The following is a 25,050-nucleotide window of genomic DNA, read 5'->3' on the forward strand; positions in this document are numbered from 1 at the left end:
CGTGCATTCCTTGAAGATGAGTATCCATAATTAACGAATTATTTTAAGCTATAAAGTGCCATTTGTCAGTAATATTTGGCTTTATACCTTGAATAAACTCATACCATAAGCCAATCTTACGACTATTTTCATTAAAATACCGAATAACTAATGATAAAAGGTAATAATATCCTTAATTTATTGATAAAAATAACTATTGAAAAATTCGATTAATATCATTACTCAGGGCAAAAAACATCATTAAAAATAAAAAACCATACCCGACTATCATAATATTTCGTAATAAATTATCTGATAGTGCTTTCCCTCTTATGGCTTCGATAGAATAAATCACCATTTGCCCCCCATCTAAGCCAGGAATAGGTAAAAGATTTAATACACCAATACTAATACTAATGAGGGCAATAAATTGAATAAATGTTATCCAACCATGCTGTGCTACTTTGCCTGAATAATCAGCTATCGTCAATGGCCCACTTAGGTTTTTAAGAGAAACCTCACCAATAATCATTTTTCCGATCATTTTAAAGGAAAGTAAAGCAGTATCCCACGTTTTATCAATCGCTTTAATCAATGCATCAATAGGATTATATTGTACATAGGTCATAGGGTAATTCGCACCAAATCTTGCTTGAATCCGTGCAACTGTACGCCCATCTTCTAATGTGACTATTGTTGGCACAATAAATAAATCTACTTCTTGATGGTGACGACTCACTGTAAGCGTAATATTTTTATCGATACTCTCTTGAATCATTTGAATAAAGTCAGCTAATTGAGCAATGGTTTGCCCATTCATCGCCTTAATAGTATCCCCTACTTGTAAGCCTGCTTTTTCGGCAGGTCCTCCAGTAATAACTTCTTGCACAATAGGCGTTGGTGTTGTCAATGCTAAACCAGATAATTTTGTCAGGTTAGTATGCTCTAAGTTGCCCGTATAAGGTGGAAAGGCAAGATTAACGATTTTTTGCTCTCCCCATTTATTCGTTATTTGCATATTTACTGTTTGCCCTAAGGTCATTGGCCCACTTAATGCTTCAAGAGCCTCTGACCAACTATATATCTCTGTACCATTAATAGCATGGATCTTATCCCCCGCACGGATACCTGCATTGGCAGCAATAGAATGTTCGGCGGGTTCAGCAACAATCGCTTCTGGTTGTTGCTCTCCAATCATAAAAGTAAAGGTATAAATAATAATACCTAATAAAAAACTAAAAGTAGGGCCTGCTGCGTAAATCACTACTTTTTGCCAAGCTGTTTTTTCTTGAACAGATTCACCAACTTGATAATCAGGATGATTGGGACGTGGTTCTGCTAGTGGTTTAACATATCCTCCCAAGGGAAGCATAGAAATAGCCCATTCTGTTCCCTTTTTATCTACTCGGCGGTACAATACCTTACCAAAACCAACTGAAAAGCGTTCTACATGAACATTGTAATAACGGGCAGCAACATAGTGACCGTACTCATGAAATACGACCACAATACAAATAGTAATTAGAAAAGTTAGAATACTCAAGAAAAACCTTTATGAACGTAAAGAATGTAGATACTGTAATGTTTTTGCTCTTACCTCAGCATCAAAATCCACTACCTCATCAATAGTCGTTAAGACAGGAAGTTGAATCTGCTGAAGCATAGTTGCTATAGTCTCCGCAATTTGCGTAAATTTAATTTTATAGTCTAAAAATTCTTGTACCGCAATTTCATTAGACGCATTTAAGATAGTACAAGCACCAATGCCCTCTTTTAAGGCTTTAAAAGCTAATGATAAACAAGGATAGCGTTGATTATCAGGTGGCATAAAATCTAATTGGGTAAGCTGGCTTAAATCAAAACTTGCCGCTTGATGAGAAATACGATCTGGATAAGCTAAAGCATAAGAAATAGGGATACGCATATCATGATGCCCCATTTGTGCTAATAATGAACCATCTATAAACTGCACCATTGAATGAATTGTACTTTGTGGATGAATAACGACATCAATCTGTGATACATCTAGGTCAAACAACCATTTCGCCTCAATTACCTCTAGCCCCTTATTCACCATTGTGGCAGAGTCCACCGAGATTTTTCGTCCCATATTCCAATTAGGGTGTTTACAGGCTTGCTCTGGTGTAACGGTTGCTAGACTGTCAATCGGTATATTTCTAAACGGCCCTCCCGAAGCCGTAATAATCACTTTGTGCAAATATTTTGTTGAATCTTGTTTAGGTAGGCATTGAAATATCGCATTATGCTCACTATCAATAGGTAAGAGGGTTGCATGGTGATCTTTAACCGCTTTCATAAATAAAGCGCCTGCTGTTACCAAAACTTCTTTGTTTGCCAATAAAATACGCTTACCTGCTTGAGCAGCTGCATAGGCACTTTTAAGCCCTGCCGCACCAACAATGGCACAAACAATCGTATCAGCAAGTGGGTCTTTTGCCGTCTCACACAAGCCCTCTTGTCCTATTCTAATTTCTGGAATAGTCGCCCCTTGATAAAAAGAAAGTACATCTTTTTTGGCTTTTTCGTCGGGTACAATCAGTACCTTAGGAGAAAAACGTTGTGCAAGATGAGCAAGTTTTTCCATATGAGAAAAGGCACTCAAGGCATAAACACGGTATTTATCAGGATGGCAGGCAATAATATCTAGGGTACTTGTCCCTATTGATCCCGTAGCACCAAAAATAACAAGCGACTGCATAGTGTTTTAAATATTAAAAAGAAAAATAAAATTCATGGCTAAGGGAGTAACCGCAATAACAGAATCTAAACGATCCCATACGCCACCATGTCCTGGTAATAACTGGCTAGAATCTTTGACACTCGCTCGTCTTTTGAGTAAGGACTCGTAAAGATCACCAAAAATAGACACTATGCCGAGTAGTAGCCCAACAATAACAGCACCACCAAAACCCATAAAATGCACTAAAAAAGCAGAAAAAGAATGATCTATATAGGCACTAATTATTATCCAAATAGCAACACTTAATAAACCACAAATTGCGCCTGACCGTGTTTTTCCAGGACTAATGGTAGGGGCTAATTTTTCACCACCAAAATACCGACCTCCAAAATAAGCAAAAATATCAGCACACCAAATAATAATTAAGAAACTCAATAAAAACCAAGTACCCGATAGTAAATAGATAGTTAATAAACTGATCCATGCCGCCGTAGAAGCCATCACAGCAAAAATACTATGTAAATAGCTATTGCTGATTTGGCGAGTTTCTCCCCGATAAAGTACAATTGGGATAATTAATAACCAAATAAAACTCAAAAAAAAGGTAAGTACCATCAATAGAGAAAAAATGGATAGTTTCCAAGGATTGGCATAAAATAAACTTAGCCTATCAGGTATAGCCGCTAGCTCATCTCCATTAAGAGGAATAAACAGGCTATATAAGCTCATAAAGGCGATAAAACTAACAATGGCAACTAGTGCTGCTTTTAGTCCTTTTTTTGAGGTTGGTAATGAAATACGCAACCATTCAAAAATAGTTAAAGCACTTGCCACACTCAAAAAAATAGCAAAATAGAAAGGATTAGATAAACTTAGCAATATGGCTAAAATAACCAATAAAACAATGGCAGTTATTACTCGAGGAATTAGCATAATTTACATTTTTAGTTGAGCTGATGTACGACCAAATCGCCGCTCTCGTTGAGCATACCAATGAATAGCAGCTTCAAAATCATCAGCAGAAAAATCGGGCCAATATTTTTCTGTAAAATAAAGCTCTGTATAGGCAAGTTGCCAAATCATAAAATTAGATACTCTACTCTCTCCACCCGTTCGAATAAAAAGATCTGGCTCTGGAATATCAGCGAAACAAAGGTAAGGAGATAAATCTGATTCTTGAATAAGGGATTGCCCATTTAAGTCTGGTCGATGTTGGAGCATTTTTTGCATAGCTTGCAATATATCCCAACGACCACCATAATTAGCTGCAATATTTAATTGAAGCCCTGTATTATGTGCTGTAGATGCTTCTGCGGCTTGAATCAATGTTTGTAATGTTGCATCAAAAGCCGATAAGTCTCCTACTACTTTTAGCTTCATATTGTTTTTTTGAAGTTTGGTAACTTCTTTTTGTAATGCCTTTACAAATAACTTCATCAATAAGCTGACTTCATCCGCAGGTCGGCGCCAGTTTTCAGAGCTAAAAGCGAATAAAGTCAGATAAGGAATATGATTTCTTGCACAGTATTCTACCGCACGGCGTACAGCTTGGATACCACGAATATGCCCTGCTGTACGCGGTAAATGACGCTTAGTCGCCCACCGTCCGTTACCATCCATAATAATAGCAACATGGCGAGGTTTTTCGCTAACCGTAGGAATACTCAGTGTAGAACTTTGCGTCATAACTACTTTATTACTAAACTTTCATAATTTCGGCTTCTTTATCAGCCACGAGTTTGTCAATTTCAGCGACATATTTATCTGTCATTTTTTGTACAACATCTTGTGTACGGCGATCATCATCTTCTGAAATTTCTTTTTCTTTCAATAGACGTTTTAACGCATCATTTGCTTCACGGCGAAGATTACGCACAGCTACTTTACTATCTTCACCTTCTGAACGTACCACTTTGGTTAAATCACGACGACGCTCTTCTGTTAATGGTGGCATAGGCACACGAATTGAATCGCCTAAAGCAACAGGATTTAAACCTAAATCAGACTCACGAATAGCTTTTTCAATTGGCGCTGCCATATTTTTTTCCCAAGGTTGTACATTTAATGTGCGTGCATCAACAACACTTACATTGGCAACCTGACCAACGGGAACCATAGAACCATAGTAATCAACGTGTACATGATCTAAAATACCCGCATGTGCACGACCTGTACGGATTTTAGATAAATTAACTTTTAAGTTTTCAATCGATTTACCCATACGAGTTTCGGTTGATTTTGTAATATCAGAAATACTCATTTTTTACCTTTTAGTGAAAATATCAATTATTTTAAATAGTTTATACGTGAACTAATGTACCTTCATCTTCACCAGCAATAACACGTTTTAGTGCGCCAGCTTTATTGATAGAGAAGACTTTAATTGGTAGTTTTTGATCACGACAAAGTGCAAATGCTGTTGCATCCATCACTTCTAAACGTTTGCTAATCGCTTCATCAAAAGCAACACGAGAATAACGCGTAGCGGTAGGATCTTTATTAGGATCAGCTGTATAAATACCATCCACTTTAGTCGCTTTTAAGACAATCTCAACCCCCATCTCTGCACCACGCAATGCGGCTGCAGTATCAGTTGTAAAGAAAGGATTACCTGTCCCTGCTGCAAAGATAACCACTTTCTTTTCTTCAAGATAGCGTAATGCTTTAGGGCGGATATAAGGCTCAACCACTTGATCAATATTTAAAGCAGACTGTACACGAGCTACAACACCATGATTTTTTAAGGCATCTTGTAATGCTAATGCATTCATGACGGTTGCTAACATACCCATATAATCAGCCGTAGCACGATCCATACCTTGTGCTCCTGGTGCAATACCTCGGAAAATATTACCACCACCAATCACAATAGCTAATTCTACACCTTGCTTTGCTACTTCAGCAATTTCCTCTGTCATACGGACAATCGTTGAACGATTAATCCCAAAAGCATCTTCACCCATGAGTGCCTCACCCGATAATTTGAGTAGCACACGCTTATATGATGTTGACATGATTTTTATCCTTTTTAATAAAACTATATTAATCATTAAATCGTCGTCTATTATACGCTAAATCTCTTTGCTTAAACGATTGATTAAAGAATTAGCCATATTTAAACTTACTTCGGTTCGTATCAATAAAAAAGCCTTGAAAGTAAATACTCTCAAGGCTAATCATGGTGCTAATGCAAAACTTATGCTTTTGCCATAGCCGCTACTTCAGCAGCAAAGTCTGTTTCAACTTTCTCAATACCTTCACCTACGATAAATAAACCGAAGCTATGAACAGCTGCTTTTTTCTCTTTAAGCATTTGCTCAACTGTTTGTTTATCGTTTTTAACAAAAGGTTGGTTGAATAAGGTAACTTCTTTGAGATATTTAGCAACAGAGCCTTCAACCATTTTTTCAACAATCTCAGCTGGTTTACCAGATTCAGCCGCTTTTTGTGCCGCGACAGAACGTTCTTTTTCAATATCTTCAGCAGGTACACCATCAGCATTTAATGCTTTTGGTTTTGTGGCAGCAACGTGCATTGCAACATCTTTACCTACTTCATCTGCACCTTCAAATTCAACTAATACGCCAATACGACCGCCATGGCTATAGCTAGCCACTTGGTGTGGGGTTGCAATACGGTGGAAACGACGTACAGTCATATTCTCACCAATTTTACCAACTAAGGCGGTACGAGTTGTTTCTACTGTACCTTCACCAAAAGGAAGTGCATTGAGTGCAGCAACATCAGCTGGATTTTCAAGGGCAACTTTTTTCGCTAATTCTGCAACGAAATCAACGAACTCTGGGTTTTTAGCCACGAAGTCAGTTTCACAGTTTACTTCAATTAATGCACCTGTTTTACCATCTTCAGAAGTATAAATACCGATAAGTCCTTCAGCTGTTACACGTGTAGCTGCTTTACTTGCTTTATTACCTAATTTCACACGAAGAATCTCTTCTGCACGTGCTAAATCACCATCAGCCTCCGTTAATGCTTTTTTACATTCCATCATCGGTGCGTCTGTTTTTTCACGTAACTCTCTAACCATTGCAGCGGTAATTTCAGCCATGTTTTCTCCAATTTAAGATAAATTACTTAGTCCATGCTAAGTATAAAAATGTTTAACGAATAAAGTCGCCCTACTCTATTAGAAGCATCAGGCGACCTTATGATAATAACTGTCGTTTATTGTAAAATAAATGACAAGCAAAAATTTTACTCAGCAGCTGACGCTTCTTCAGCAACAGCTTCTTCTACAACTTCTTCTTGAATTTCTTCAACTAAACCATTTAGGCGTTGTTCACGACCCTCAAGAATAGCATTAGCAATACCAGAAGCATATAATTCAATCGCTTTAGCTGAGTCATCGTTACCTGGAATAACAAAATCAACACCATCTGGTGAGTGGTTAGTATCCACAACAGCGATAACAGGAATACCTAGAGTACGTGCTTCTTGAATAGCAATTTTGTGATAACCAACGTCAACAACGAACAAAGCTGCAGGCAATTTGTTCATGTTTTTGATACCACCGATTGATTTATTAAGTTTCTCTAATTCACGAGAGAACATTAATGCTTCTTTTTTAGTCAAACGCTCAACACTACCGTCTGTTTGAGCAGCTTCCATATCTTTTAGACGTTTAACAGATGATTTAACTGTTTTAAAGTTAGTCATCATACCGCCTAACCAGCGATTATTAACATAAGGTACGCCAGCACGTTCAGCTTCTGCAGCGATAATATCGCGCGCAGAACGTTTTGTACCTACAAATAGAATATCACCACCGCGAGCAGCTGTCTGACGAACGAAGTTTAGGGCTTCTAGGTATTTAACAACTGTTTTTTCTAGGTTAATGATATGGATTTTGTTACGTTGACCAAAAATGTATTGACCCATTTTTGGGTTCCAGTAACGTGTTTGGTGACCGAAATGAACACCAGCTTCTAACATTTGACGCATTAATGACATAGTAAACTCCACAGGGTTATGTCTTGTACAGCACCCGTATTGATATGAATCTTATTGGAATCAACACCCTATGTGGTGATGTACGCTATTAAAAAAAAGAGGATTTTATTTGAACTAATGGAAATACCATTACGCTAAAAGCACTATACCCCAGCAAAACCTACCATAAAAAATACTTTTAAAATACATTTTTTATAAAGGGTGATTGGATATATTTTCAAATAAGTCTATAATTATATACTGATTTTTTATTTTTATACAAGTTTTATGCAAATCCTTAAAAAACCTGAAGAGATTGCTCAAATGAAAGCTGCCTGCCAAGGTGCAGCACAAGCATTGGATTATATTACACCCTTTGTTAAAGCAGGCATCACAACAGGTGAGCTTGATCGTCTAGTATTAGACTATATTACCAATGTACTCCATGCTAAGTCTGCAACGATTGGCTATGGCAACCCTCCGTTTCCTGCCAGTATCTGCACCTCTATTAATAACGTCATCTGTCATGGTATTCCCGGTGATCGTGTGCTTAAAAATGGTGATATTATGAATATTGATATTACGATTATTAAAGAGGGTTGGTTTGGTGATACAAGCCGTATGTTCTATATTGGCGAACCTTCTATTCAAGCTCGTAAACTAACTGAAACAGCGTATGAATGTATGTGGTTAGGTATTGAACAAGTGAAACCTGGGGCAACATTAGGTGATATTGGTCATGCCATTCAAACACACGCCCAAGCCCAAGGATTTTCTGTTGTTCGGGACTATTGCGGTCATGGTGTAGGACGTGTTTTCCATGATGATCCTATGGTTTTACATTATGGCAAACCCCATACTGGTACAAAACTCGTAGAAGGAATGACATTCACAATTGAGCCTATGATTAATGCAGGACACTATGCAACACGTTTAATGCCCGACCAATGGACTGTTGTGACTAAGGATCGTAGTTTATCTGCACAATGGGAGCATACTGTTATTGTAACCGCTGATGGTTATGAAGTGCTTACTGTTTCCGATCAAATGCGACCACCACCAGACTTTATTCAAAAAGGATAAGGAATGACCTCACTTCTTGAGATCAAAAAAAGCATTACACAGAAACGTGAACAGTTAAGAGAGCGGTATAAAAAGGGCAAGATAAATGCCAATACTTTTTTAAGTAGAAACACACGGATTATTGACCAATGCTTTAAAGAAGTGATTCAGCAATATCCCCTACCCGCAGGGACAGCACTCTGTGCTGTAGGGGGATATGGTCGCAAAGAACTTTATCCTTACTCTGATATTGATATCCTCTTATTAATTGCCAAAGAGCCCAATACGGCTGATCAAGAAAAACTTGCTCAACTTATTCAATCCTTTTGGGATTTGGGAATAGACATTGGTGCAAGTATTCGCACCATAGATGATTGCCTTCATGAAGCCAAAAAAGATATTACGGTAGAAACCAGTTTACTCGAATGCCGATATATCCTTGGAGAGCATAAAACATTTCTACAGCTTCAAAAGAAATTCAAAAAATTTCACCAACCTCGAGATTTCTTTTTAGGTAAACAATTAGAATTCAAACAGCGTTATGCTCGCTATAACAATACCCCCTACTCTTTAGAACCCAATGGAAAAGAGTCTCCGGGAGCTTTACGCGATATCCACCTTTTACACTGGCTAGCCTTATCAAACAATATGAAAGGTGGTTGGAAAGCCTTAGTAGATGCACAGCTAATGACCGCTAAAGAAGCAGAAGTTATCACTAAAGCAGAAAATAACTTTAAGCGCTTTCGGATTGAATTACAGTTGATTCATCGTAAACGGGACGATCGTGTCCTTTTTCATGTACAACCTTTACTTGCCGAAGTATATGGTCATAAAAGCATCGCAGGTAAACGTGCATCAGAAAGTTTTATGCAAAGCTATTATGGGGTTGCTCGATTAGTAAATCTTATTACCCATTTTATGCTACAAAATTTTAAGGACTATCTTTTCCCAGGGCAAGATAAACGGATTATTATACTTGATGAGGACTTTCAGCGTATTGGGCATTTACTGGATATTCGTGAAGAAGATGCATTTATTAAAAAACCACACCTTTTGCTAAAAACCTTTTTAGTTTTACAACACTATCCAGAGCTAGAGGATTTAAGTGTTAAAACACAACGTCTCATCTGGGAACACCGAAAATTAGTTGATACGCAATTTAGAGAAGACCCTCAAAATCAAGAAACTTTCTTAGCTATTTTGCAACAACCTACAGGTATTGTACAGAATTTACGACTACTATCTAAACTGAAAATTCTGCCTCGTTATATCCCTAGTTGGCAAAAAATTGTAGGACAAATGCAACATGATCTCTTTCATGTTTATACGGTTGATCAGCATATTTTGCAAGTTATTCGTCATCTTTATCGTTTCACTATGCCAGAATATGCACAAGAAAATCCATTGGCATCTCGTTTGATGGCTGAATTTGACCGATATTGGATTTTATATATTGCAGCACTTTTTCATGATATTGCTAAAGGTCGAGGTGGTGATCACTCTATTTTAGGGGCAATTGATATTAAAGCCTTTGCACAACAACACCGTTTATTAGCGGAAGATATAGAACTCTTAGAATTCTTGGTAGCTAACCATTTATTAATGTCCACTGTGGCACAAAAGAAAGATATTTCAGATCCAGCGGTTATTAATGATTTTAGTAAAGCGGTAAAAACTAGACGACACCTAGATGCTTTATATCTTTTAACCGTTGCTGATATTCGTGGCACAAGCCCTAAAGTATGGAATAACTGGAAAGATCAGCTTTTACAAAACCTCTACCAAAGTACCGTACAATTATTTGAAGGCGATACCTTTGATCGTCAAACTATTTTATCGCAACGTAAAACCGAAGCCAAACATCTTATTCAAGCTGTCGGATTAACCGATAAACAACGTGATGATTTTTGGCATCAAATGGATATTGCCTATTTTCTACGTCATGAAGCAGAGGATATCGCTTGGCATACTCAAGTATTATTTCCCTATGTTGGCACACGTCAAACCATTGTTCGTGCACGTTATGCTGCCAAAAGTGATCATATCCAAATTGTTGTTTTTACGCCTGATCAACCACATCTTTTTGAAAAAATCCTGGCATATTTTTATCAGCATCATCTTAATATTCTTGATGCCCGTATTCATACCAGCATAGATGGTTATGCTTTAGATAGTTTTTCTATCTCATTTAATGAGGGAGAAAACCCAAATCATTTAATTCATACCATTGAAAAGACACTTGTAAAAGCAATACAGCAAGAAAACCTAAAACCACCCAAATCATTTACAACAAAGGTTGGTGCAGAGGCACGACAATCCCGTATTTTTCCTATTGTTCCTAGTATTACCTTACGTAAAGACGAATATGGTTCAACATGGTTATTATCTATCACAACAACGGACTGTCCCGGAATCCTCTATCACTTAGCCCATTTATTGAGTAAACATCATATTAATTTACACATGGCTAAAATTATGACATTAGGTGAGCGAGCAGAAGATATTTTTATTATTGAGAGTCCCTATTTAGATAATGAAAAAAATCAGTTATCATTTGAACGGGATATTTTAGATACCTTAAATCATTTAATTGAGTTGAAGTAATTATGTTTTCCACCTTTTTCACCAATTTTCTTTTTGTATTGGCTACTATTCTTCCGATTTTAAATCCTCCCTCTGTTATTCCTATCTTTTGGACAATGACAAGTGGCGCTAGCAATCAAACTCGGAAAATGCTATCTCAACGTATTGCGATCAACATCTTTATTATGATTGTGGCGGCTATTTTCCTTGGTAATCTCGTGCTAAGTATGTTGGGTATCTCTTTAGCCGTTGTACGTGTCGGTGGGGGTATCTTGGTTATTGCTGCGGCATGGAAATTACTCAATGCAGAAGACCCTGATACTGGTATGCATCCGATTAGTAATGAAGAATATACGCTAGATAAAGCAAAAAATAATGCTTTTTATCCACTTACCTTCCCTATTGCTTGTGGTCCGGGTACGATTGCTGCCGCTATTACCGTAGGGGCAAGTTTACAACACAATCAGTTAAACTTAGCTACTTTCTTTACATTAAGTGGTACTATTGTAGGTGTAATAGTCATTGCGGTTATTGTTTATTTCTGTTTACGCTTTGCCGCTCAATTCTTGCATCGTTTAGGCAACAATGGGTCGATTATCTTTATGCGACTTTCTGCCTTTATTTTGCTATGTGTAGGGGTTCAAATTTGCTGGGCAGGCATACATGATTTAGCAATGAGTTTAGCGAGTGATATTAACCAGTTAACATGATATGAATACCACACAAAAAATACTGAATACCATTGCATTAATCTGTTTACTTGCCCTTGGATTTGCTTTATTTTCCCAACACTATTTGGGAATGTACCCTTGTGCTTGGTGTGTATTGCAACGTTTTATTCTCCTCGTTATAGCGGTGGTTTGCTTACTTTCTAACCTCTTTCGTTCTACTTATTTTATCCGTTTTTTCGCCTTTTTAAGTGCAGGATTATCCTTATCTGGCGTATTAAGTGCATGGTATCAATACAATGTTGCGGCTAAAATGCTTTCTTGTGATATGACATTCGCCGATGTCTTTATGTCCCGTTGGACACATTTAGATGCCGCAGTACCGTGGTTATTTGGTATTTTCGCCACTTGTATGGATGCACAAGTTAGCTTATTGGGTATTGAATATTCGTTATGGTCATTAGGTCTCTTTGTGTTGATGGCTATCGCTTCTCTTATTGCTCTATTTAAGAAAAACACTCGACATCTTTTTCATTAAGTCTCAATAAACACTAGAAAAGATACTGTCAATTACATCTCTCCTTTTAGCCAATTGGATAAAAGCGCTAAACCATTTTCAGAGATAAAAGACTCTGGGTGAAACTGCACCCCAAAAAGTGGTAATGTCTTATGCTGAACCGCCATAATCAGTTTATCCTCACATACAGCAGTTATATCCAATACATCAGGAAAGTTGTCTATTGATACGACCCATGAATGGTATAAACCAATCTGAAATGATAGTGGTAAATGATGGAATAATAAAGAGGCTTTTATCACATTTAACTGTTTTGATTGTCCATGTCGTACTTTATCAAGATTATAGAGTGTTGCACCAAAAAACTGGCATAGGGTTTGATGTCCCAGACAAACACCCAAAATAGATTTATGCTGATAGTATCGCTCTAATAAAGCAAAAAGCTGAGGATAAGCATCAGGGATATCTGGCCCCGGTGAAATTAAGATATGACTATATTGCTCAACTTGATCTATCTCTAATTGCTCAACAGTAACAACATCAAAAGTAATATTTAACCGCCGTATATAATCCACTAGATTATAAGTAAAAGAATCATGATTATTAATAATCAATAAACGCATAACTACCATCTATCATTTATTTGTATCTATCTTCTCGCTATCACTTCTTATATAGATAAGGTAAAATGCCATTACAAACAAACTATTTATTTTAAATAGTCATCTCTACTCGCATCAGTATAGTATTTAGCGAAAGCATTATTTTATATCATTATGTCGTTCTCTGCTTTTATTCAACAAGCGAATACGCTTGGAAGTCAGCGTATCCCCTTTTTCTTTCTTATTGATTTTGAAAAAGAAAAACCCATTATTGTTCCATTAGAAAAAGCGATACAACAAGGTATTTATTATATGATTTCTGGTAAAAGCAATTTTACCTTTCCGACATTAACTGATAGCCCAACCACTCAAGCAAAAGAGAAGTTTCCTATTACATTTACCCCCTTTCCTATATCATTTGCTGAATATCAGAAAGGATTTGATATTGTTCAGCAGGAATTACACAAAGGAAATACCTATTTATTAAACCTTAGCTATCCAACACCGCTTTGTACATCAGCAACGTTAGCGGATATTTTTATACAAAGTCAAGCCAAATATAAACTCTGGCTTGATCAGCAATTTGTCTGCTTTTCACCTGAACCTTTTATCCGTACACAGCATAATACTATTTATACTTATCCGATGAAAGGTACAATTGATGCAACTTTGGATAATGCAGAACAATTACTACTCAACAATGAAAAAGAAAAACGAGAACATTATACGGTGGTTGATTTATTACGAAATGACTTAGCAACAGTAGCCCATTCTATTGAAGTCACTCGTTTTCGGTATATTGAGCGTATTTCTACGGCTAGAGGGGATATTCTCCAAACAAGTTCAGAAATTCAAGGTCAATTAGATCCGCACTGGCAAGCACATATTGGGACACTATTAGATAAACTCTTACCTGCTGGCTCTATTAGCGGTGCACCCAAAGAAAAAACAGTACAGATTATTCAACAAGCAGAAGGGAGTTCTCGTGGGTATTACACGGGTGTTTTTGGTCTATTTGATGGCAAAAATATTGATAGTGCCGTTGCTATTCGCTTTATTGAACAACGAGACCATCAGTTTTATTTCCGAAGCGGTGGTGGTATTACCGCTCAAAGTGATGTTGAAGAAGAATATAAAGAGTTAATTCAAAAAGTCTATATTCCTTTTCAACCCTCTACCTCTAAATAAGTGATAATTTTTACAGTAAATATTTTAAGATTAAAATAGATATGATGAATACGATATTTCCTTTATTTGAAACCATTGCAATTGAGAAAGGACAAGTCTGTAATATCGAAGCTCACCAATATCGTTATGAACAAAGTGTGCGAGAGTATTATTCAAGTAGTTATTCATCTATAAACTATTTAAATTTAAGACAAATTATTGATGCTTCACTCCCCTCTTCATTACATACTGAAGCATTATTACGCTGTCGGTTAGATTATAATCACCAATCTTATCAAATACAGTTTTTCCCCTATCAACGCAAGGTTTATCACCACTTTCTTCCTATTATTTGTGATGATATTGACTATCACCTCAAATTAACTGATCGTGCATTATTGAGTACACTTTTAACACAAAAAGGGGCAGCCGATGAAATTATAATTATCAAACAAGGCTATGTAACAGATTGCTCTATTGGTAATCTTATTTTTAGGAAAGGCTCTCAGTGGTTCACACCTAATACTCCCTTACTAAAAGGGACAATGCGTCAGACTTTACTCAATACGAATAAACTTATTGAAATTCCTATTCGTTTAGAAGATCTGACTGAATATGAAGAAATTCGCTTAATTAATGCACTTAATCCCCTTTAACCAATAGAATGGTTAAATTTAACGACAGGTTACTTTATGGCGATGATAAATCTACACAGCAAGCAGATATAGAGAAAGCAATCTGGCACTTATATTAAAGCCAACTCTTAAATAATTTAAAGAAAATCATGGAAGCAATCATGGTAAATGATATTAAATTAGATAAAGATGATTTACAAATTAGTCAATTTTATATAACTGACTATTTAAGCAAAGATAAAAATTAACCAAACTTTACCTAAAGAACGCTTTAAAACTTGCCTCTCCCATAATGGCAAAATTGTACAATACAGCATCTTTAACCAATTGATTAGATAAAAACTCCTCTTCACTTATTTCTTTTGCATAATTCTCTATATTCAAAATATATTCGGTGATATAAGAAAGATAATCAACTATACGATAATCTTTTCTATTCATAATAACACCGCATGATGGATTATTTTATCTCGCCATTGATTGGGTAATCCCCTAGGTGTAGTAATATCAACCCGACACTGTAAAAGGTTTTCTAAATCAGATTGTAACTCAGCAATATCAAAATAGGTTACACCACGATCAGGATAGACCAAGAAGTCAATATCACTACCCTCTTCATCAGAACCATCACAAACCGAACCAAAAATATGAGGAGATTTAATATGAGGATATTTAACAAAAATCACTTTAATATCTTCTTTATACTGTAAAAGTAATTCCGATGGTCGCATACACTCACATCCAAACTGAATATAAACACTATTATCTAATTTATCTAATGGTAAGTAATACTTGAACACCTATACATTTCCATATACACACTTTCAAAACGTGTACCCTAAACCTCTTGACTACCAGTCCTAAATATCACTTACGATAGGTCTATTCCTAGATATTATATGCTCTCTATTCTACCTAATTTATCCTAATCATAACAATATTTAAAGGTGAATTCAAAATTAAAGTACAACACTGCAATCTTAGCTTATCAACTCAGTTTTTAAAACATTACACTTCTATTTTAAATTTAAGAGCAGTAAAAAATAAATATAATTTAAAAATTTATTTTCAAATTAAAAATAAAGTAATTTAGCACTCCTCACATATAATTTTTAAGATGAATACTCGTTTCAGATTTACTAATATTCTTAATCAAACGAATACGCTCAAGGGCCTTCCCTAGCTCTTCTAAAGAATTTGCCCTTAATTCAACTAAAATATCCCAGCGCCCATTGGTATCGTAAATTGCACTTACACAAGGATCGCCTCGCAGTGCTTTTACCACCGATAATGTCATATTCCCCTCTATCACAATACTTGTCCATGCATGAACACGATTAAGCTCATTTTCAGGACGTAACTCAACTGTATATCCTCTAATCACTCCTTCATCTTCTAGCTTTGCAAGGCGATTACTTACTGTTCCACGAGAGACCTGTAATTTCTTTGCCAAATAGGCAATAGAATAACGGGCGTTTTCTCTTAATAAACTTAGTAATTTATGATCTGTTTCATCTAAATTTTGCATAAAACCTACCAAAATGATAATTTAATCTATCAAAATGCTATATATCATAGCAAATATTAGCATAATTTAGCATTTTAATTAACTTAAAAATAAGAGAAACTATAGGTATAGATAAATTTTTGTTTTATAGCTTTCTTTTCATTAAGAAAAATAAATATCAATTTACCCATTAAATAGGAGTACAACATGTCACAACAAGCCATTAAAGGTAGCCTACCTACCCTATTAATTAGCCCTCAAGATATTGCCAAAATTATTCAAAAGCAAGGGATTAAATCTACTTTTGAAGGTATGATGGAATACCTTCATCAAGATTATTTACGCTGGGACGAATTTGATAAAACCGCACGTGTTGCAAATTATTTAAATAATGGTGTTCTTGAGCTTATGCCAATTGCAAGTAAAGAACAATATAGTTTTAAATATGTCAATTGCCACCCTGATAATCCTAACCACGGCTTATCTACTGTGCTTGCTTTTGGTGCATTAATCAGTAACGATACGGGCAAACCTGATGTTATCAGTGAATTTACACTAACAACAGCGATTCGTACCGCAGCAATGTCAGTGCTTGCCGCTAAATATCTTGCTCGCCCTAATAGTAAACGCATGGCAATAATTGGTAATGGCTGTCAAAGTGAATTCCAAGCCTTAGCGTTCTACCATCTTTTAGGTATCCAAGAATTAGCTATTTTTGATATTGATCCTAAAGCCAGTCAAAAATTAGTTCACAATCTACGCAATACAGATTTAAAAATAGAAATTTTTGATAATGTCGCAGATGCAGTAAAAGGTGCTGATATTATTACCACAGTAACCGCTGAATATTCAAAAGCGCATATTATCACTGAAGCAATGGTAGAGGCTGGTGTACATATTAATGCTGTCGGTGGTGATAGCCCCGGTAAAACAGAATTAGACCCTCGTATTCTGACAAAAGGTACAGTATATGTTGAATTTGAACCCCAAACGCGTGTAGAGGGTGAACTTCAAAATATGCCAGAAGATTTTAAAGTCAAATTATTAGCAGATATATTTAAATCTAAACAATCTGCCCGTACGTCTAATGAAGAAATTACGATTTTTGACTCTGTTGGTTTCGCTATTGAAGACTTCTCTGCCGTACGCTATATTACAGATGCTGCGGTTAAACTTGGTTTAGCACAACCACTAGCACTTGTCCCTGATTTAGCTGATCCTAAAGATTTATTCGGCTATTTAGAAAGTAGTATAGAAGAAACTACTTTACGTCAGGCTGTCTAGTAACGTTATCGCCACAATATACTTATCCTCTATAGATACTACTCTATAGAGGATATCATCAAGTAAAAGTTATATACTCTGCTACTCCTTTTTAAACTTTATTTATAGAGTAGTTGATAGTACCTTTCTTTCACATTATTTCTTACTTACTACGCTTATAATAAAAAAGCGATACAATGCGTATCGCTATATTGATGAGAAACCCCTTGTTTTAAGCAAAGGGTTTTATTAATACAGTAAAAATAAATAAATTATTTCACTTTTTCTATACGGTGAATTTCAACTTCTGTTCTATTCCAAGATTTATCCACTTCACCAAAAACTTTGATTTTATCAGCTGGTGTAATATTTTGACCATACCATGCTTTATCATCAACTTCAATTTCAATTTCACCCGTACCATCACTAAAGATAAAATCATCTTTACCAATTTGTTTTACGATTTTACCTTGTAATACTACATATTGATCATCACGCCATTGTGATGCTTCAGAGACCTTACTCACTGCTTGCTGCCCTGTAAAGCCAGCATTTTGATTATTGGGTGTCGTTGCTTGGAATCCACCTTGTTGAGCAAATGCAGTTGTACCAACAGAAGCGGCTAAAATAGTTGCTAAGATTGTTAATTTTTTCATAAAAACTCCAAAAATAATTAAAAAAATAGTTAATATCTATACTATCTATATAGTCTTATCAACAGTCTTCATTATATAAGACTTATTTTTTTGATGACAAGATACAATATGGCTTTTTTATCAGATAAATCTTTCTAATGATTTCATTATTATTTCAAATAAAATCAAGTAATGATTACTTACTTTTACTTATTATTTTCCCTATGAACAAATAATAAGGAACTTTTAGAAAATACCTAAACGTATATAAAAAGGGATAGTAAAAATCCATCTATCCCTTTCTTTAAATAAAATATATATAGACATTACGCAAAGCATAAAAGTTAAGGAAAGAAATATCCAAAACCCTAATAAGCAATTCTTTATGTATAAACAACTATCTTATTGGTACATTTTATTTTTCACCTTGCAATCGTTTCATAATATCTGCAGCTGTTCCTACTTTGGCTAACCGTGCATTTTGCCCTGCCCACAAAGAGGAAAAATCAAATTTCCCTTCCTTCTCTGCCTTTTCTTTTAGAATCTTAATCGCATTACCTGCCAGTGGAAAGGGTAATACTTTATCATTCACCAATCCATTTTCTTGCATAAACTGAGTACATATCCCTCTTGCATATCCCCCAGTAAATAGATTGGTTATAACAGTATGCTCTGCTGCCTCACTTTGCAAAGCATCACGATGGTGCACTGTAATGTTAGCTTCCTCTGCTAATAAAAAAGCCGTACCTACTTGTACAGCACTAGCGCCTAATTGTTCTGCTACACGGACAGTTTGTCTATCACTAATACCACCTGCAGCAATTACAGGGCATTTAACAGCCTTGATAATATTAGGTAAAAGAGCAAATGTACCCATTTGTTCTGCCAATGGAGATAAAAACATCCCTCGATGACCACCCGCTTCTAAGCCTTGAGCAATAATGGCATCGACTCCTTTAGAAGCTAAATATCGTGCTTCTTTTACGGTTGTTGCACTTGACCAAATCTTTGCTCCAGTTGCTTTTACCGCCTGTAATAAATCATCATTGGGTAAACCAAAATGAAAACTGACAATGGGTGGTTTAAGGGCTTGAATGACAGCTAGTGCTTCTTCATCAAAGGGATTTCTACCTCCACTTTTAGGTATATCATCAATAGAAATATGATATTGCTCTAAATAGGGTTTTAATAGATTAAACCACTCCTGCTCTTGTAATATACTCACTTGAGGGGGGTGATGTGCAAAAAAATTTACATTAAATAAGGCATCACCAACCGCTTGCTGAATTTGTTTAATTTGTTCACTTAATTTTTCAGTCGATAAGAGTGCTGCTGGTAATGAACCAATCCCCCCTGCTTGACAAACCGCAATTGTTAATCGCTTATCCTGTGCACCTGCCATTGGGGCTTGAATAATCTGCATAACTATCTCCTAATTCTATTATCACTAAACAAATAGTATGCTACAAACCCACATAGACCAAAAGACTATCCTTATTTTAATAAGGGTTAATATATAGAAAAGAGGCTATATTAGATTAACGCTAAACGTATTACCTCTCTAATCTTACAGTAAAAGAGTCTATGACTAAATTAGGGGGGGGGAATACCCAGTATATCTTACTAAATCTAATAAAGCACCTAAAAAATAAGAGGCATCACTGCCTCTTATGTTTATCAGTAGTTATTCTGATGCTATCCCCATATTCATGGACATTCCACCAATGCTTTCTTTATCTTTATTACGACTAGCACTAAGACGATCAAGATAGGCTTGATCAATATCACCCGTTACGTAGATACCATCAAAGCAAGACGTATCAAAACTCTTAATATCAGGGTTAAGATCTTGTACAGCTTTTTTCAGATCCTCTAAATCCTGATAGACCAAACCATCTGCCCCAATCTCTTGACAAACCTCTTGAACACTACGATCATGTGCAATGAGTTCTTGCTGGGTCGGCATATCGATACCATAAACATTTGGAAAACGTACGGCTGGTGCAGCAGAAGCAAAATAAACTTTTTTAGCACCTGCTGCTCGTGCCATATCAACAATTTCACGGCTTGTTGTACCACGAACAATTGAGTCATCAACAAGGAGAATACTTTTATCCTTAAACTCAACGCCCATTGCATTTAATTTTTGACGTACAGATTTTTTACGCACTGCCTGCCCTGGCATAATAAAGGTACGACCCACATAGCGATTTTTGATAAAGCCCTCGCGGTATTCTAACCCTAGACGTGCTGCCAATTCCATTGCAACAGGACGTGAAGTATCAGGAATAGGCATCACCACATCAATATACTCTAAAGGTAATTCACGGGCCACTTTATCCGCTAAATACTCCCCCATTTTTAGGCGAGCATTATAAACATTAACTCCATCAATCGTTGAGTCTGGACGAGCAAAATAAACATACTCAAAAATACACGGATTTAGCTTAGGATTATCAGCACATTGCTCTGCCCATAAATGAGAGGTTTCATCAATAAAAATAGCTTCTCCCGGTGCAATATCACGGACAAAATGGAATCCGATTCCTTCTAAGGCAACCGATTCTGATGCTACCATATACTCAATACCATTTTCTGTTATCTGCTGACCAAGGCATAAAGGACGAATACCATTGGGATCACGGAAAGCAACCATACCAAACCCTGTAATTTGTGCTACTACAGCATAAGCCCCTCTAACACGGCGGTGTAACGCACGAATAGCCGAGAAAATTAAGGCAGGTTTGTCAAGATTTTTGTCAGAAGCTAGTTGTAACTCATGGGCAAAAACATTGAGTAATACTTCTGAGTCTGAATTAGTATTGATATGACGGCGATCTACACGGAAAAGCTGTTCACGTAATTCATCAGGATTTGTCAAATTACCATTATGTGCAAAAGTAATCCCAAAGGGTGCATTCACATAAAAAGGCTGTGCCTCATCAATACGATCGCTTGAGCCTGCTGTAGGATAACGTACCTGCCCTATCCCCGCATTACCTGGTAAAGAACGCATATTCCGTGTACGGAAAACATCTCGCACTAAACCATGTGATTTAAACATGCTGAAGTGATTATCTTGGGTGGTTGCAATACCTGCTGCATCCTGACCTCGATGTTGTAATAACAATAATGAGTCATATACTAATTGATTAACAGGTGATGTACCCGAAATCCCAACAATACCGCACATAATTAAAAACCTTTAAAAATTAATAAGGAAGATATTTCACCATATCGCTAGGAACAAATGTTTTGAGATAGTGTACTATTTCAATCACAACACCCGAAAACTTTGCATTTTGCCACCATGGTGCTTGAGGCATATCTGTGTACCCCAATAAGATAACGACAACTAGTACGATAATCAAGCCTCGTACCAAACCAAAAAATAGTCCTAAAATACTATCCGCAGAGCCTAAGCCTATCTGAGAAATAACAGAGCTTAATGTTTTATTGATAAGACCAATGATTAATAAGACTGCAATAAAAACAACCGCATAAGATAATGCAATACTTATATAGATATTATCAACCATACGGCTAAACCACGGTAAAGCATGGGGTCCCCACGCTGCAGCAGCACAGCCAGCAGCAATATAAGCCACTAAAGAGAAGGCTTCTTTTAAAAACCCTCTCATAAATCCTAATATACCTGATGCCCCTAAAACAGCTAAGAATATATAATCAAACTCTGTCATCGGAATTTATTATTGTGCAATAAATCCTTGATAGCCTAAACCTCTTAATCGTGTAAGTGCAGCCTGTGCAGATTCACGACTATTAAAAGGCCCTACTCGTAAGCGATAAGTTTGATTACCATTAACGACTGCACTTTGAATAAGCGTATTAGAAACACCCGCACTACCTAACTTAGTACGTTGATTCTTCGCTTCATCCATAGAAGAATAGGCAGCAACTTGTACAAATATTTTACCGCTTGCTTTTGGTTCAGCTTGTTTTTTAGCCGCTGGAGAAGTACGTCCTTCTAATAAAGCTAAGGCACGGCTACCATCGTCTGTGCGGTCTTTGTCTTTAATATTATTAGTTGATGCTTTATTATCACGGCTAGCTTGCTGACGCTTTGCTTCAGCCGCTTTCTGTTCAGCTAAGCGTTTTTGTTCCGCTAAACGTTTCTGCTCAGCAAGACGTTTTTGCTCGTCTAAGCGTTTTTGATCATCCTGTGTATGTGTTTCAGTAACTGTTTGTACTGGTTTTTGTACCATATCAGGATTGGTACCTGCTGCAATACTAGGCGGTGTAACAGTTGAAGAACTAGTGCCTGACGGCATAGTTGGTGAAATAACGGTTCCTGTTGTACTACTTGCGACACTTTGTGGAATTTCTGTGCCATCCGTAGGTATTTGTGTATTGACAACCGATGTTTGTTCTGGTGAGGAAATAACCTCCCCTGTCGTACCTGCTGTTTCTACACCGGGAGCAGTGGTAATCGATAAAGTACCTGTTGTACCATCTGTATGACTACTAGAAGAAGAAACCATAGGTACTAATGGTGCTTGTGTCTGTATTGGTTCAACTGGCTTATCGTTTGGTAATAAAAAGGGAACGACAATTGCTGCCAACACAACGAGTACAGCCGCACCGATTAATTTACTCTTTGCTTTATAACGTAAATCATTATCTTGAGCATTTCTTGGCAATGGTTTTTGTGTTGTTTGATGTCGATTAGATTGATTAAATAAACCCATATATATTCCTTTTTAAGTTAATCACACACTTAAAATCATGATTTAGCGATATGCTCTAAAACCGCAGAAACCGTTAAGAATGAACCAAAAACAAGCAATCTATCTTTATCATCCATAACGCTACGAGCTTGCTCATAAGCACTTACAGGATTGTCAAACACATTTACGGTTGGTAGTCCATCTTTATCCGCAGGAAGTGTTGCTTTAATAAGATTGGCTAATTCTTCAGCTGGACGAGCGCGTGGCCCTGATAAATCGGCAACTAACCAATAATCAACAATACCTTTAAATTTATTAATAACCTCTACCGCATCCTTATCATTTAACATACCAATGACAGCATAGGTATAGGGAAAGTAGGACATACTCTGTAGATTATGTGCTAAGGTAGCCGCTGCGTGCGGATTATGGGCAACATCTAATATGATGGTTGGTTGCCCTGGTAAAATTTGAAACCGTCCTTGCCAATTTACCTGAAGTAAGCCCTCACGTACAGCCTGTAAAGGAACAGCCAAATAAGGTCTTAATGCATCTATAGCTGCCAATGCTGCGGAGGCGTTTAATAATTGATTAGCCCCTCTTAATGCAGGATAGGCTAAAGCATTTTTGCGTCCGATACGACTTGCAAATGCCCATTGTTGTTTGTCACCACTATAGTTAAAGTCTCGACCAAACAGCCATAAATTAGCGCCAATTTGCTCTGCATAATCTAATAAATGTTGTGGTGGCTCTGGATCACTACAAATAGCAGGTTTTCCTGAACGGAAAATATGTGCTTTCTCAAAACCGATGGCTTCTCTATCCGTACCTAGCCACTCGACATGATCAATAGCAACACTCGTGACAATCGAACAATCTGGATCAATAATATTAACGGCATCTAACCGCCCACCAAGTCCCACTTCTAAAATAGAGACATCTAACTGTGCTTCTTTGAACAATAAAAAAGCCGCTAGTGTTGTATATTCAAAATAGCTAAGACTAATATCGGCACGGACTTGTTCGATTTGATGAAATGCAGCAATAAGTGCCTCATCACTCACCTCTTGACCATTAATATGAATACGTTCATTAAAACGTATAAGATGAGGAGAAGTATAAAGCCCTACTTTATAACCAGCTGCTAAATAAATAGATGCCAACATGGCACAGGTCGAACCTTTACCATTAGTTCCTGCAACAACAATTTTGATGCCTTGCCATTGAGAAATTTGTAAGCGTTGGGCAACTATTTTTACCCGTTCGAGACCCAAATCAATTGTTTTGGGATGAAGTGTTTCAAGATAAGCGAGCCACTCTGCTAATGAGTGTTCAAGTGTAGGCACTGACATAATACGAGTCGTGATAAATAAAGATGCCATTTTATCACAACTCGTTCATAAACACGTTAAATAATTAATTACACACGCCCCAACATACGATTGAGTGTATCATCTTTTACAACACGATGATGATAAATTGCTCCAATAATATGAAGGACAATTGCTACAATCATAATGGGTAGTAAAGCACCATGAATATTGCTTGCTAGTCCTGCTAACTCAGGATTAATAGGGGTTGGTTTACCATCTACTATATTCATGGCAAATAGTTCAATACCAAAAAGACTAAGTCCACGTCCTCCCATAGCCGACATAATCATGCCGCTTAAAGGAAATAAAAATGTTCCTAGCAATAAAACAATATGCACTACCTTGGCTAATAGGTGCTGAATAAAGGGAGGATTTCCTAAAGCACTTGGAAAGCCTTTTTGAAGACGTAATACACAACGCCATAAAATAAAAGCAAAAATAGCAATACCAATTGATTTATGCAAAGGCATCAGATGATAGGCTTGGTTAGCATCAATATACTTACCTAAAATCAGCATACCGATCATAACGATAGCAATTAACCAATGTAAAGCTATCTCAGTTTTACTTAAACAGGATGTACTCATTTTTTAACCTCTTACAAAAAATAATAATGCTTATTAAGGGTAATAGACATTTTGCCAGTCATACCAAACTATTTTTAGCCAAGTAAAAATAACAAAGTTAGTTATAGCCCCTATATAAGTTATGTACATATTA

At 36.6% G+C, this 25,050-nt stretch carries 26 protein-coding genes; 7 read left to right on the forward strand and 19 right to left on the reverse strand.

Annotated elements, in window-relative coordinates; genetic code table 11:
• Positions 1-193 precede the first annotated feature (193 nt).
• The 8 genes from rseP to rpsB form a co-directional block, all read right to left on the reverse strand.
• On the reverse strand, positions 194-1,522 hold the full coding sequence (rseP, locus tag F9B76_RS01990; RefSeq protein WP_159990583.1) for an RIP metalloprotease RseP: 1,329 nt from the start codon (positions 1,520-1,522) through the stop codon (positions 194-196).
• A 9-nt stretch (positions 1,523-1,531) separates the two neighbouring features.
• Positions 1,532-2,698, reverse strand: a complete 1,167-nt coding sequence (dxr, locus tag F9B76_RS10220; RefSeq protein WP_201289329.1) for a 1-deoxy-D-xylulose-5-phosphate reductoisomerase — start codon at positions 2,696-2,698, stop codon at positions 1,532-1,534.
• Positions 2,699-2,704: 6 nt separating this feature from the next.
• On the reverse strand, positions 2,705-3,613 hold the full coding sequence (locus tag F9B76_RS10225) for a phosphatidate cytidylyltransferase (RefSeq protein ID WP_201289330.1): 909 nt from the start codon (positions 3,611-3,613) through the stop codon (positions 2,705-2,707).
• Positions 3,614-3,616: 3 nt separating this feature from the next.
• Positions 3,617-4,366 carry a polyprenyl diphosphate synthase gene (gene uppS, locus F9B76_RS02000; protein ID WP_159990584.1) on the reverse strand — a complete coding sequence of 250 codons (750 nt, stop codon included), beginning with the start codon at positions 4,364-4,366 and terminating at the stop codon, positions 3,617-3,619.
• 13 nt (positions 4,367-4,379) lie between these two features.
• The gene (frr, locus tag F9B76_RS02005) at positions 4,380-4,940 is read right to left on the reverse strand and encodes a ribosome recycling factor (RefSeq protein ID WP_159990585.1); all 561 of its coding nucleotides are present in this window, start codon (positions 4,938-4,940) and stop codon (positions 4,380-4,382) included.
• Between the two features lie 40 nt (positions 4,941-4,980).
• Positions 4,981-5,697 (reverse strand): UMP kinase, encoded by a 717-nt coding sequence (gene pyrH / locus F9B76_RS02010; RefSeq protein ID WP_159992051.1) that lies wholly within the window; start codon positions 5,695-5,697, stop codon positions 4,981-4,983.
• Between the two features lie 179 nt (positions 5,698-5,876).
• Complete coding sequence (tsf, locus tag F9B76_RS02015) at positions 5,877-6,749, reverse strand: translation elongation factor Ts (protein ID WP_159990586.1); 873 nt, start codon at positions 6,747-6,749, stop codon at positions 5,877-5,879.
• A 146-nt stretch (positions 6,750-6,895) separates the two neighbouring features.
• The gene (rpsB, locus tag F9B76_RS02020; RefSeq protein ID WP_159990587.1) at positions 6,896-7,651 is read right to left on the reverse strand and encodes a 30S ribosomal protein S2; all 756 of its coding nucleotides are present in this window, start codon (positions 7,649-7,651) and stop codon (positions 6,896-6,898) included.
• Between the two features lie 243 nt (positions 7,652-7,894).
• Between rpsB and map the strand changes: the two genes are divergently transcribed.
• The 4 genes from map to F9B76_RS02040 are packed head-to-tail and all read left to right on the forward strand — an operon-like array spanning position 7,895 to position 12,481.
• Positions 7,895-8,713, forward strand: coding sequence for a type I methionyl aminopeptidase (gene map, locus F9B76_RS02025; RefSeq protein WP_279268035.1), 819 nt, complete (start codon positions 7,895-7,897; stop codon positions 8,711-8,713).
• A 3-nt stretch (positions 8,714-8,716) separates the two neighbouring features.
• A complete protein-coding gene (locus F9B76_RS02030; RefSeq protein ID WP_159990589.1) occupies positions 8,717-11,296 on the forward strand; it encodes a [protein-PII] uridylyltransferase in 2,580 nt (859 codons plus the stop codon).
• Between the two features lie 2 nt (positions 11,297-11,298).
• Positions 11,299-11,985: a MarC family protein gene (locus F9B76_RS02035; RefSeq protein ID WP_159990590.1), complete on the forward strand. Its 687-nt coding sequence runs from the start codon at positions 11,299-11,301 to the stop codon at positions 11,983-11,985.
• 1 nt (position 11,986) lies between these two features.
• A complete protein-coding gene (locus tag F9B76_RS02040) occupies positions 11,987-12,481 on the forward strand; it encodes a disulfide bond formation protein B (protein ID WP_159990591.1) in 495 nt (164 codons plus the stop codon).
• A 32-nt stretch (positions 12,482-12,513) separates the two neighbouring features.
• On the opposite strand, the gene F9B76_RS02045 is transcribed toward F9B76_RS02040, so the two are convergent.
• The gene (locus F9B76_RS02045; protein WP_159990592.1) at positions 12,514-13,083 is read right to left on the reverse strand and encodes an anthranilate synthase component II; all 570 of its coding nucleotides are present in this window, start codon (positions 13,081-13,083) and stop codon (positions 12,514-12,516) included.
• Between the two features lie 153 nt (positions 13,084-13,236).
• Between F9B76_RS02045 and F9B76_RS02050 the strand changes: the two genes are divergently transcribed.
• A complete protein-coding gene (locus F9B76_RS02050; protein ID WP_159990593.1) occupies positions 13,237-14,250 on the forward strand; it encodes an aminodeoxychorismate synthase component I in 1,014 nt (337 codons plus the stop codon).
• 41 nt (positions 14,251-14,291) lie between these two features.
• Complete coding sequence (locus tag F9B76_RS02055; RefSeq protein ID WP_201289331.1) at positions 14,292-14,885, forward strand: aminotransferase class IV family protein; 594 nt, start codon at positions 14,292-14,294, stop codon at positions 14,883-14,885.
• Positions 14,886-15,119: 234 nt separating this feature from the next.
• Here F9B76_RS02055 and F9B76_RS02060 read toward each other — a convergent pair whose 3' ends face one another.
• The 3 genes from F9B76_RS02060 to F9B76_RS02070 all read right to left on the reverse strand — a co-directional run bounded on the left by F9B76_RS02060 (position 15,120) and on the right by F9B76_RS02070 (position 16,392).
• Complete coding sequence (locus F9B76_RS02060; protein WP_159990594.1) at positions 15,120-15,305, reverse strand: HepT-like ribonuclease domain-containing protein; 186 nt, start codon at positions 15,303-15,305, stop codon at positions 15,120-15,122.
• The gene (locus F9B76_RS02065) at positions 15,302-15,664 is read right to left on the reverse strand and encodes a nucleotidyltransferase family protein (RefSeq protein WP_159990595.1); all 363 of its coding nucleotides are present in this window, start codon (positions 15,662-15,664) and stop codon (positions 15,302-15,304) included. The genes F9B76_RS02060 and F9B76_RS02065 overlap by 4 nt, the downstream gene beginning before the upstream one ends.
• 299 nt (positions 15,665-15,963) lie before the next feature.
• Positions 15,964-16,392 (reverse strand): Lrp/AsnC family transcriptional regulator, encoded by a 429-nt coding sequence (locus F9B76_RS02070; RefSeq protein ID WP_159990596.1) that lies wholly within the window; start codon positions 16,390-16,392, stop codon positions 15,964-15,966.
• 186 nt (positions 16,393-16,578) lie between these two features.
• Between F9B76_RS02070 and F9B76_RS02075 the strand changes: the two genes are divergently transcribed.
• A complete protein-coding gene (locus F9B76_RS02075) occupies positions 16,579-17,655 on the forward strand; it encodes an ornithine cyclodeaminase (protein WP_159990597.1) in 1,077 nt (358 codons plus the stop codon).
• Positions 17,656-17,906: 251 nt separating this feature from the next.
• Here the strand turns inward: F9B76_RS02075 and F9B76_RS02080 are convergent, their stop codons facing one another.
• The 7 genes from F9B76_RS02080 to F9B76_RS02110 all read right to left on the reverse strand — a co-directional run bounded on the left by F9B76_RS02080 (position 17,907) and on the right by F9B76_RS02110 (position 24,917).
• On the reverse strand, positions 17,907-18,290 hold the full coding sequence (locus F9B76_RS02080; protein WP_159990598.1) for a YgiW/YdeI family stress tolerance OB fold protein: 384 nt from the start codon (positions 18,288-18,290) through the stop codon (positions 17,907-17,909).
• 394 nt (positions 18,291-18,684) lie between these two features.
• The gene (locus F9B76_RS02085; RefSeq protein ID WP_159990599.1) at positions 18,685-19,692 is read right to left on the reverse strand and encodes an NAD(P)H-dependent flavin oxidoreductase; all 1,008 of its coding nucleotides are present in this window, start codon (positions 19,690-19,692) and stop codon (positions 18,685-18,687) included.
• Between the two features lie 261 nt (positions 19,693-19,953).
• On the reverse strand, positions 19,954-21,462 hold the full coding sequence (gene purF / locus F9B76_RS02090; protein WP_159990600.1) for an amidophosphoribosyltransferase: 1,509 nt from the start codon (positions 21,460-21,462) through the stop codon (positions 19,954-19,956).
• A gap of 19 nt (positions 21,463-21,481) precedes the next feature.
• Positions 21,482-21,970: a CvpA family protein gene (locus F9B76_RS02095; protein WP_159990601.1), complete on the reverse strand. Its 489-nt coding sequence runs from the start codon at positions 21,968-21,970 to the stop codon at positions 21,482-21,484.
• A gap of 9 nt (positions 21,971-21,979) precedes the next feature.
• Positions 21,980-22,978: an SPOR domain-containing protein gene (locus F9B76_RS02100; protein WP_243140665.1), complete on the reverse strand. Its 999-nt coding sequence runs from the start codon at positions 22,976-22,978 to the stop codon at positions 21,980-21,982.
• Positions 22,979-23,013: 35 nt separating this feature from the next.
• Positions 23,014-24,339, reverse strand: coding sequence for a bifunctional tetrahydrofolate synthase/dihydrofolate synthase (gene folC, locus F9B76_RS02105; RefSeq protein ID WP_243140666.1), 1,326 nt, complete (start codon positions 24,337-24,339; stop codon positions 23,014-23,016).
• A gap of 38 nt (positions 24,340-24,377) precedes the next feature.
• Complete coding sequence (locus F9B76_RS02110; protein ID WP_204319022.1) at positions 24,378-24,917, reverse strand: cytochrome b; 540 nt, start codon at positions 24,915-24,917, stop codon at positions 24,378-24,380.
• Positions 24,918-25,050: the final 133 nt, after the last annotated feature.

The organism is Pelistega ratti, assembly GCF_009833965.1.
Lineage (GTDB): Bacteria > Pseudomonadota > Gammaproteobacteria > Burkholderiales > Burkholderiaceae_B > Taylorella > Taylorella ratti.

What these genes read in the sequence shown, in the direction of transcription:
- dxr (WP_201289329.1), bottom strand. Translation starts at nt 2,698, where the DNA reads ATGCAGTCGCTTGTTATTTTTGGTGCTACGGGATCAATAGGGACAAGT.
- F9B76_RS10225 (WP_201289330.1), bottom strand. Translation starts at nt 3,613, where the DNA reads ATGCTAATTCCTCGAGTAATAACTGCCATTGTTTTATTGGTTATTTTA.
- uppS (WP_159990584.1), bottom strand. Translation starts at nt 4,366, where the DNA reads ATGACGCAAAGTTCTACACTGAGTATTCCTACGGTTAGCGAAAAACCT.
- frr (WP_159990585.1), bottom strand. Translation starts at nt 4,940, where the DNA reads ATGAGTATTTCTGATATTACAAAATCAACCGAAACTCGTATGGGTAAA.
- tsf (WP_159990586.1), bottom strand. Translation starts at nt 6,749, where the DNA reads ATGGCTGAAATTACCGCTGCAATGGTTAGAGAGTTACGTGAAAAAACA.
- rpsB (WP_159990587.1), bottom strand. Translation starts at nt 7,651, where the DNA reads ATGTCATTAATGCGTCAAATGTTAGAAGCTGGTGTTCATTTCGGTCAC.
- F9B76_RS02030 (WP_159990589.1), top strand. Translation starts at nt 8,717, where the DNA reads ATGACCTCACTTCTTGAGATCAAAAAAAGCATTACACAGAAACGTGAA.
- F9B76_RS02035 (WP_159990590.1), top strand. Translation starts at nt 11,299, where the DNA reads ATGTTTTCCACCTTTTTCACCAATTTTCTTTTTGTATTGGCTACTATT.
- F9B76_RS02040 (WP_159990591.1), top strand. Translation starts at nt 11,987, where the DNA reads ATGAATACCACACAAAAAATACTGAATACCATTGCATTAATCTGTTTA.
- F9B76_RS02045 (WP_159990592.1), bottom strand. Translation starts at nt 13,083, where the DNA reads ATGCGTTTATTGATTATTAATAATCATGATTCTTTTACTTATAATCTA.
- F9B76_RS02050 (WP_159990593.1), top strand. Translation starts at nt 13,237, where the DNA reads ATGTCGTTCTCTGCTTTTATTCAACAAGCGAATACGCTTGGAAGTCAG.
- F9B76_RS02055 (WP_201289331.1), top strand. Translation starts at nt 14,292, where the DNA reads ATGATGAATACGATATTTCCTTTATTTGAAACCATTGCAATTGAGAAA.
- F9B76_RS02060 (WP_159990594.1), bottom strand. Translation starts at nt 15,305, where the DNA reads ATGAATAGAAAAGATTATCGTATAGTTGATTATCTTTCTTATATCACC.
- F9B76_RS02070 (WP_159990596.1), bottom strand. Translation starts at nt 16,392, where the DNA reads ATGCAAAATTTAGATGAAACAGATCATAAATTACTAAGTTTATTAAGA.
- F9B76_RS02075 (WP_159990597.1), top strand. Translation starts at nt 16,579, where the DNA reads ATGTCACAACAAGCCATTAAAGGTAGCCTACCTACCCTATTAATTAGC.
- F9B76_RS02080 (WP_159990598.1), bottom strand. Translation starts at nt 18,290, where the DNA reads ATGAAAAAATTAACAATCTTAGCAACTATTTTAGCCGCTTCTGTTGGT.
- F9B76_RS02085 (WP_159990599.1), bottom strand. Translation starts at nt 19,692, where the DNA reads ATGCAGATTATTCAAGCCCCAATGGCAGGTGCACAGGATAAGCGATTA.
- purF (WP_159990600.1), bottom strand. Translation starts at nt 21,462, where the DNA reads ATGTGCGGTATTGTTGGGATTTCGGGTACATCACCTGTTAATCAATTA.
- F9B76_RS02095 (WP_159990601.1), bottom strand. Translation starts at nt 21,970, where the DNA reads ATGACAGAGTTTGATTATATATTCTTAGCTGTTTTAGGGGCATCAGGT.
- F9B76_RS02100 (WP_243140665.1), bottom strand. Translation starts at nt 22,978, where the DNA reads ATGGGTTTATTTAATCAATCTAATCGACATCAAACAACACAAAAACCA.
- folC (WP_243140666.1), bottom strand. Translation starts at nt 24,339, where the DNA reads ATGGCATCTTTATTTATCACGACTCGTATTATGTCAGTGCCTACACTT.
- F9B76_RS02110 (WP_204319022.1), bottom strand. Translation starts at nt 24,917, where the DNA reads ATGAGTACATCCTGTTTAAGTAAAACTGAGATAGCTTTACATTGGTTA.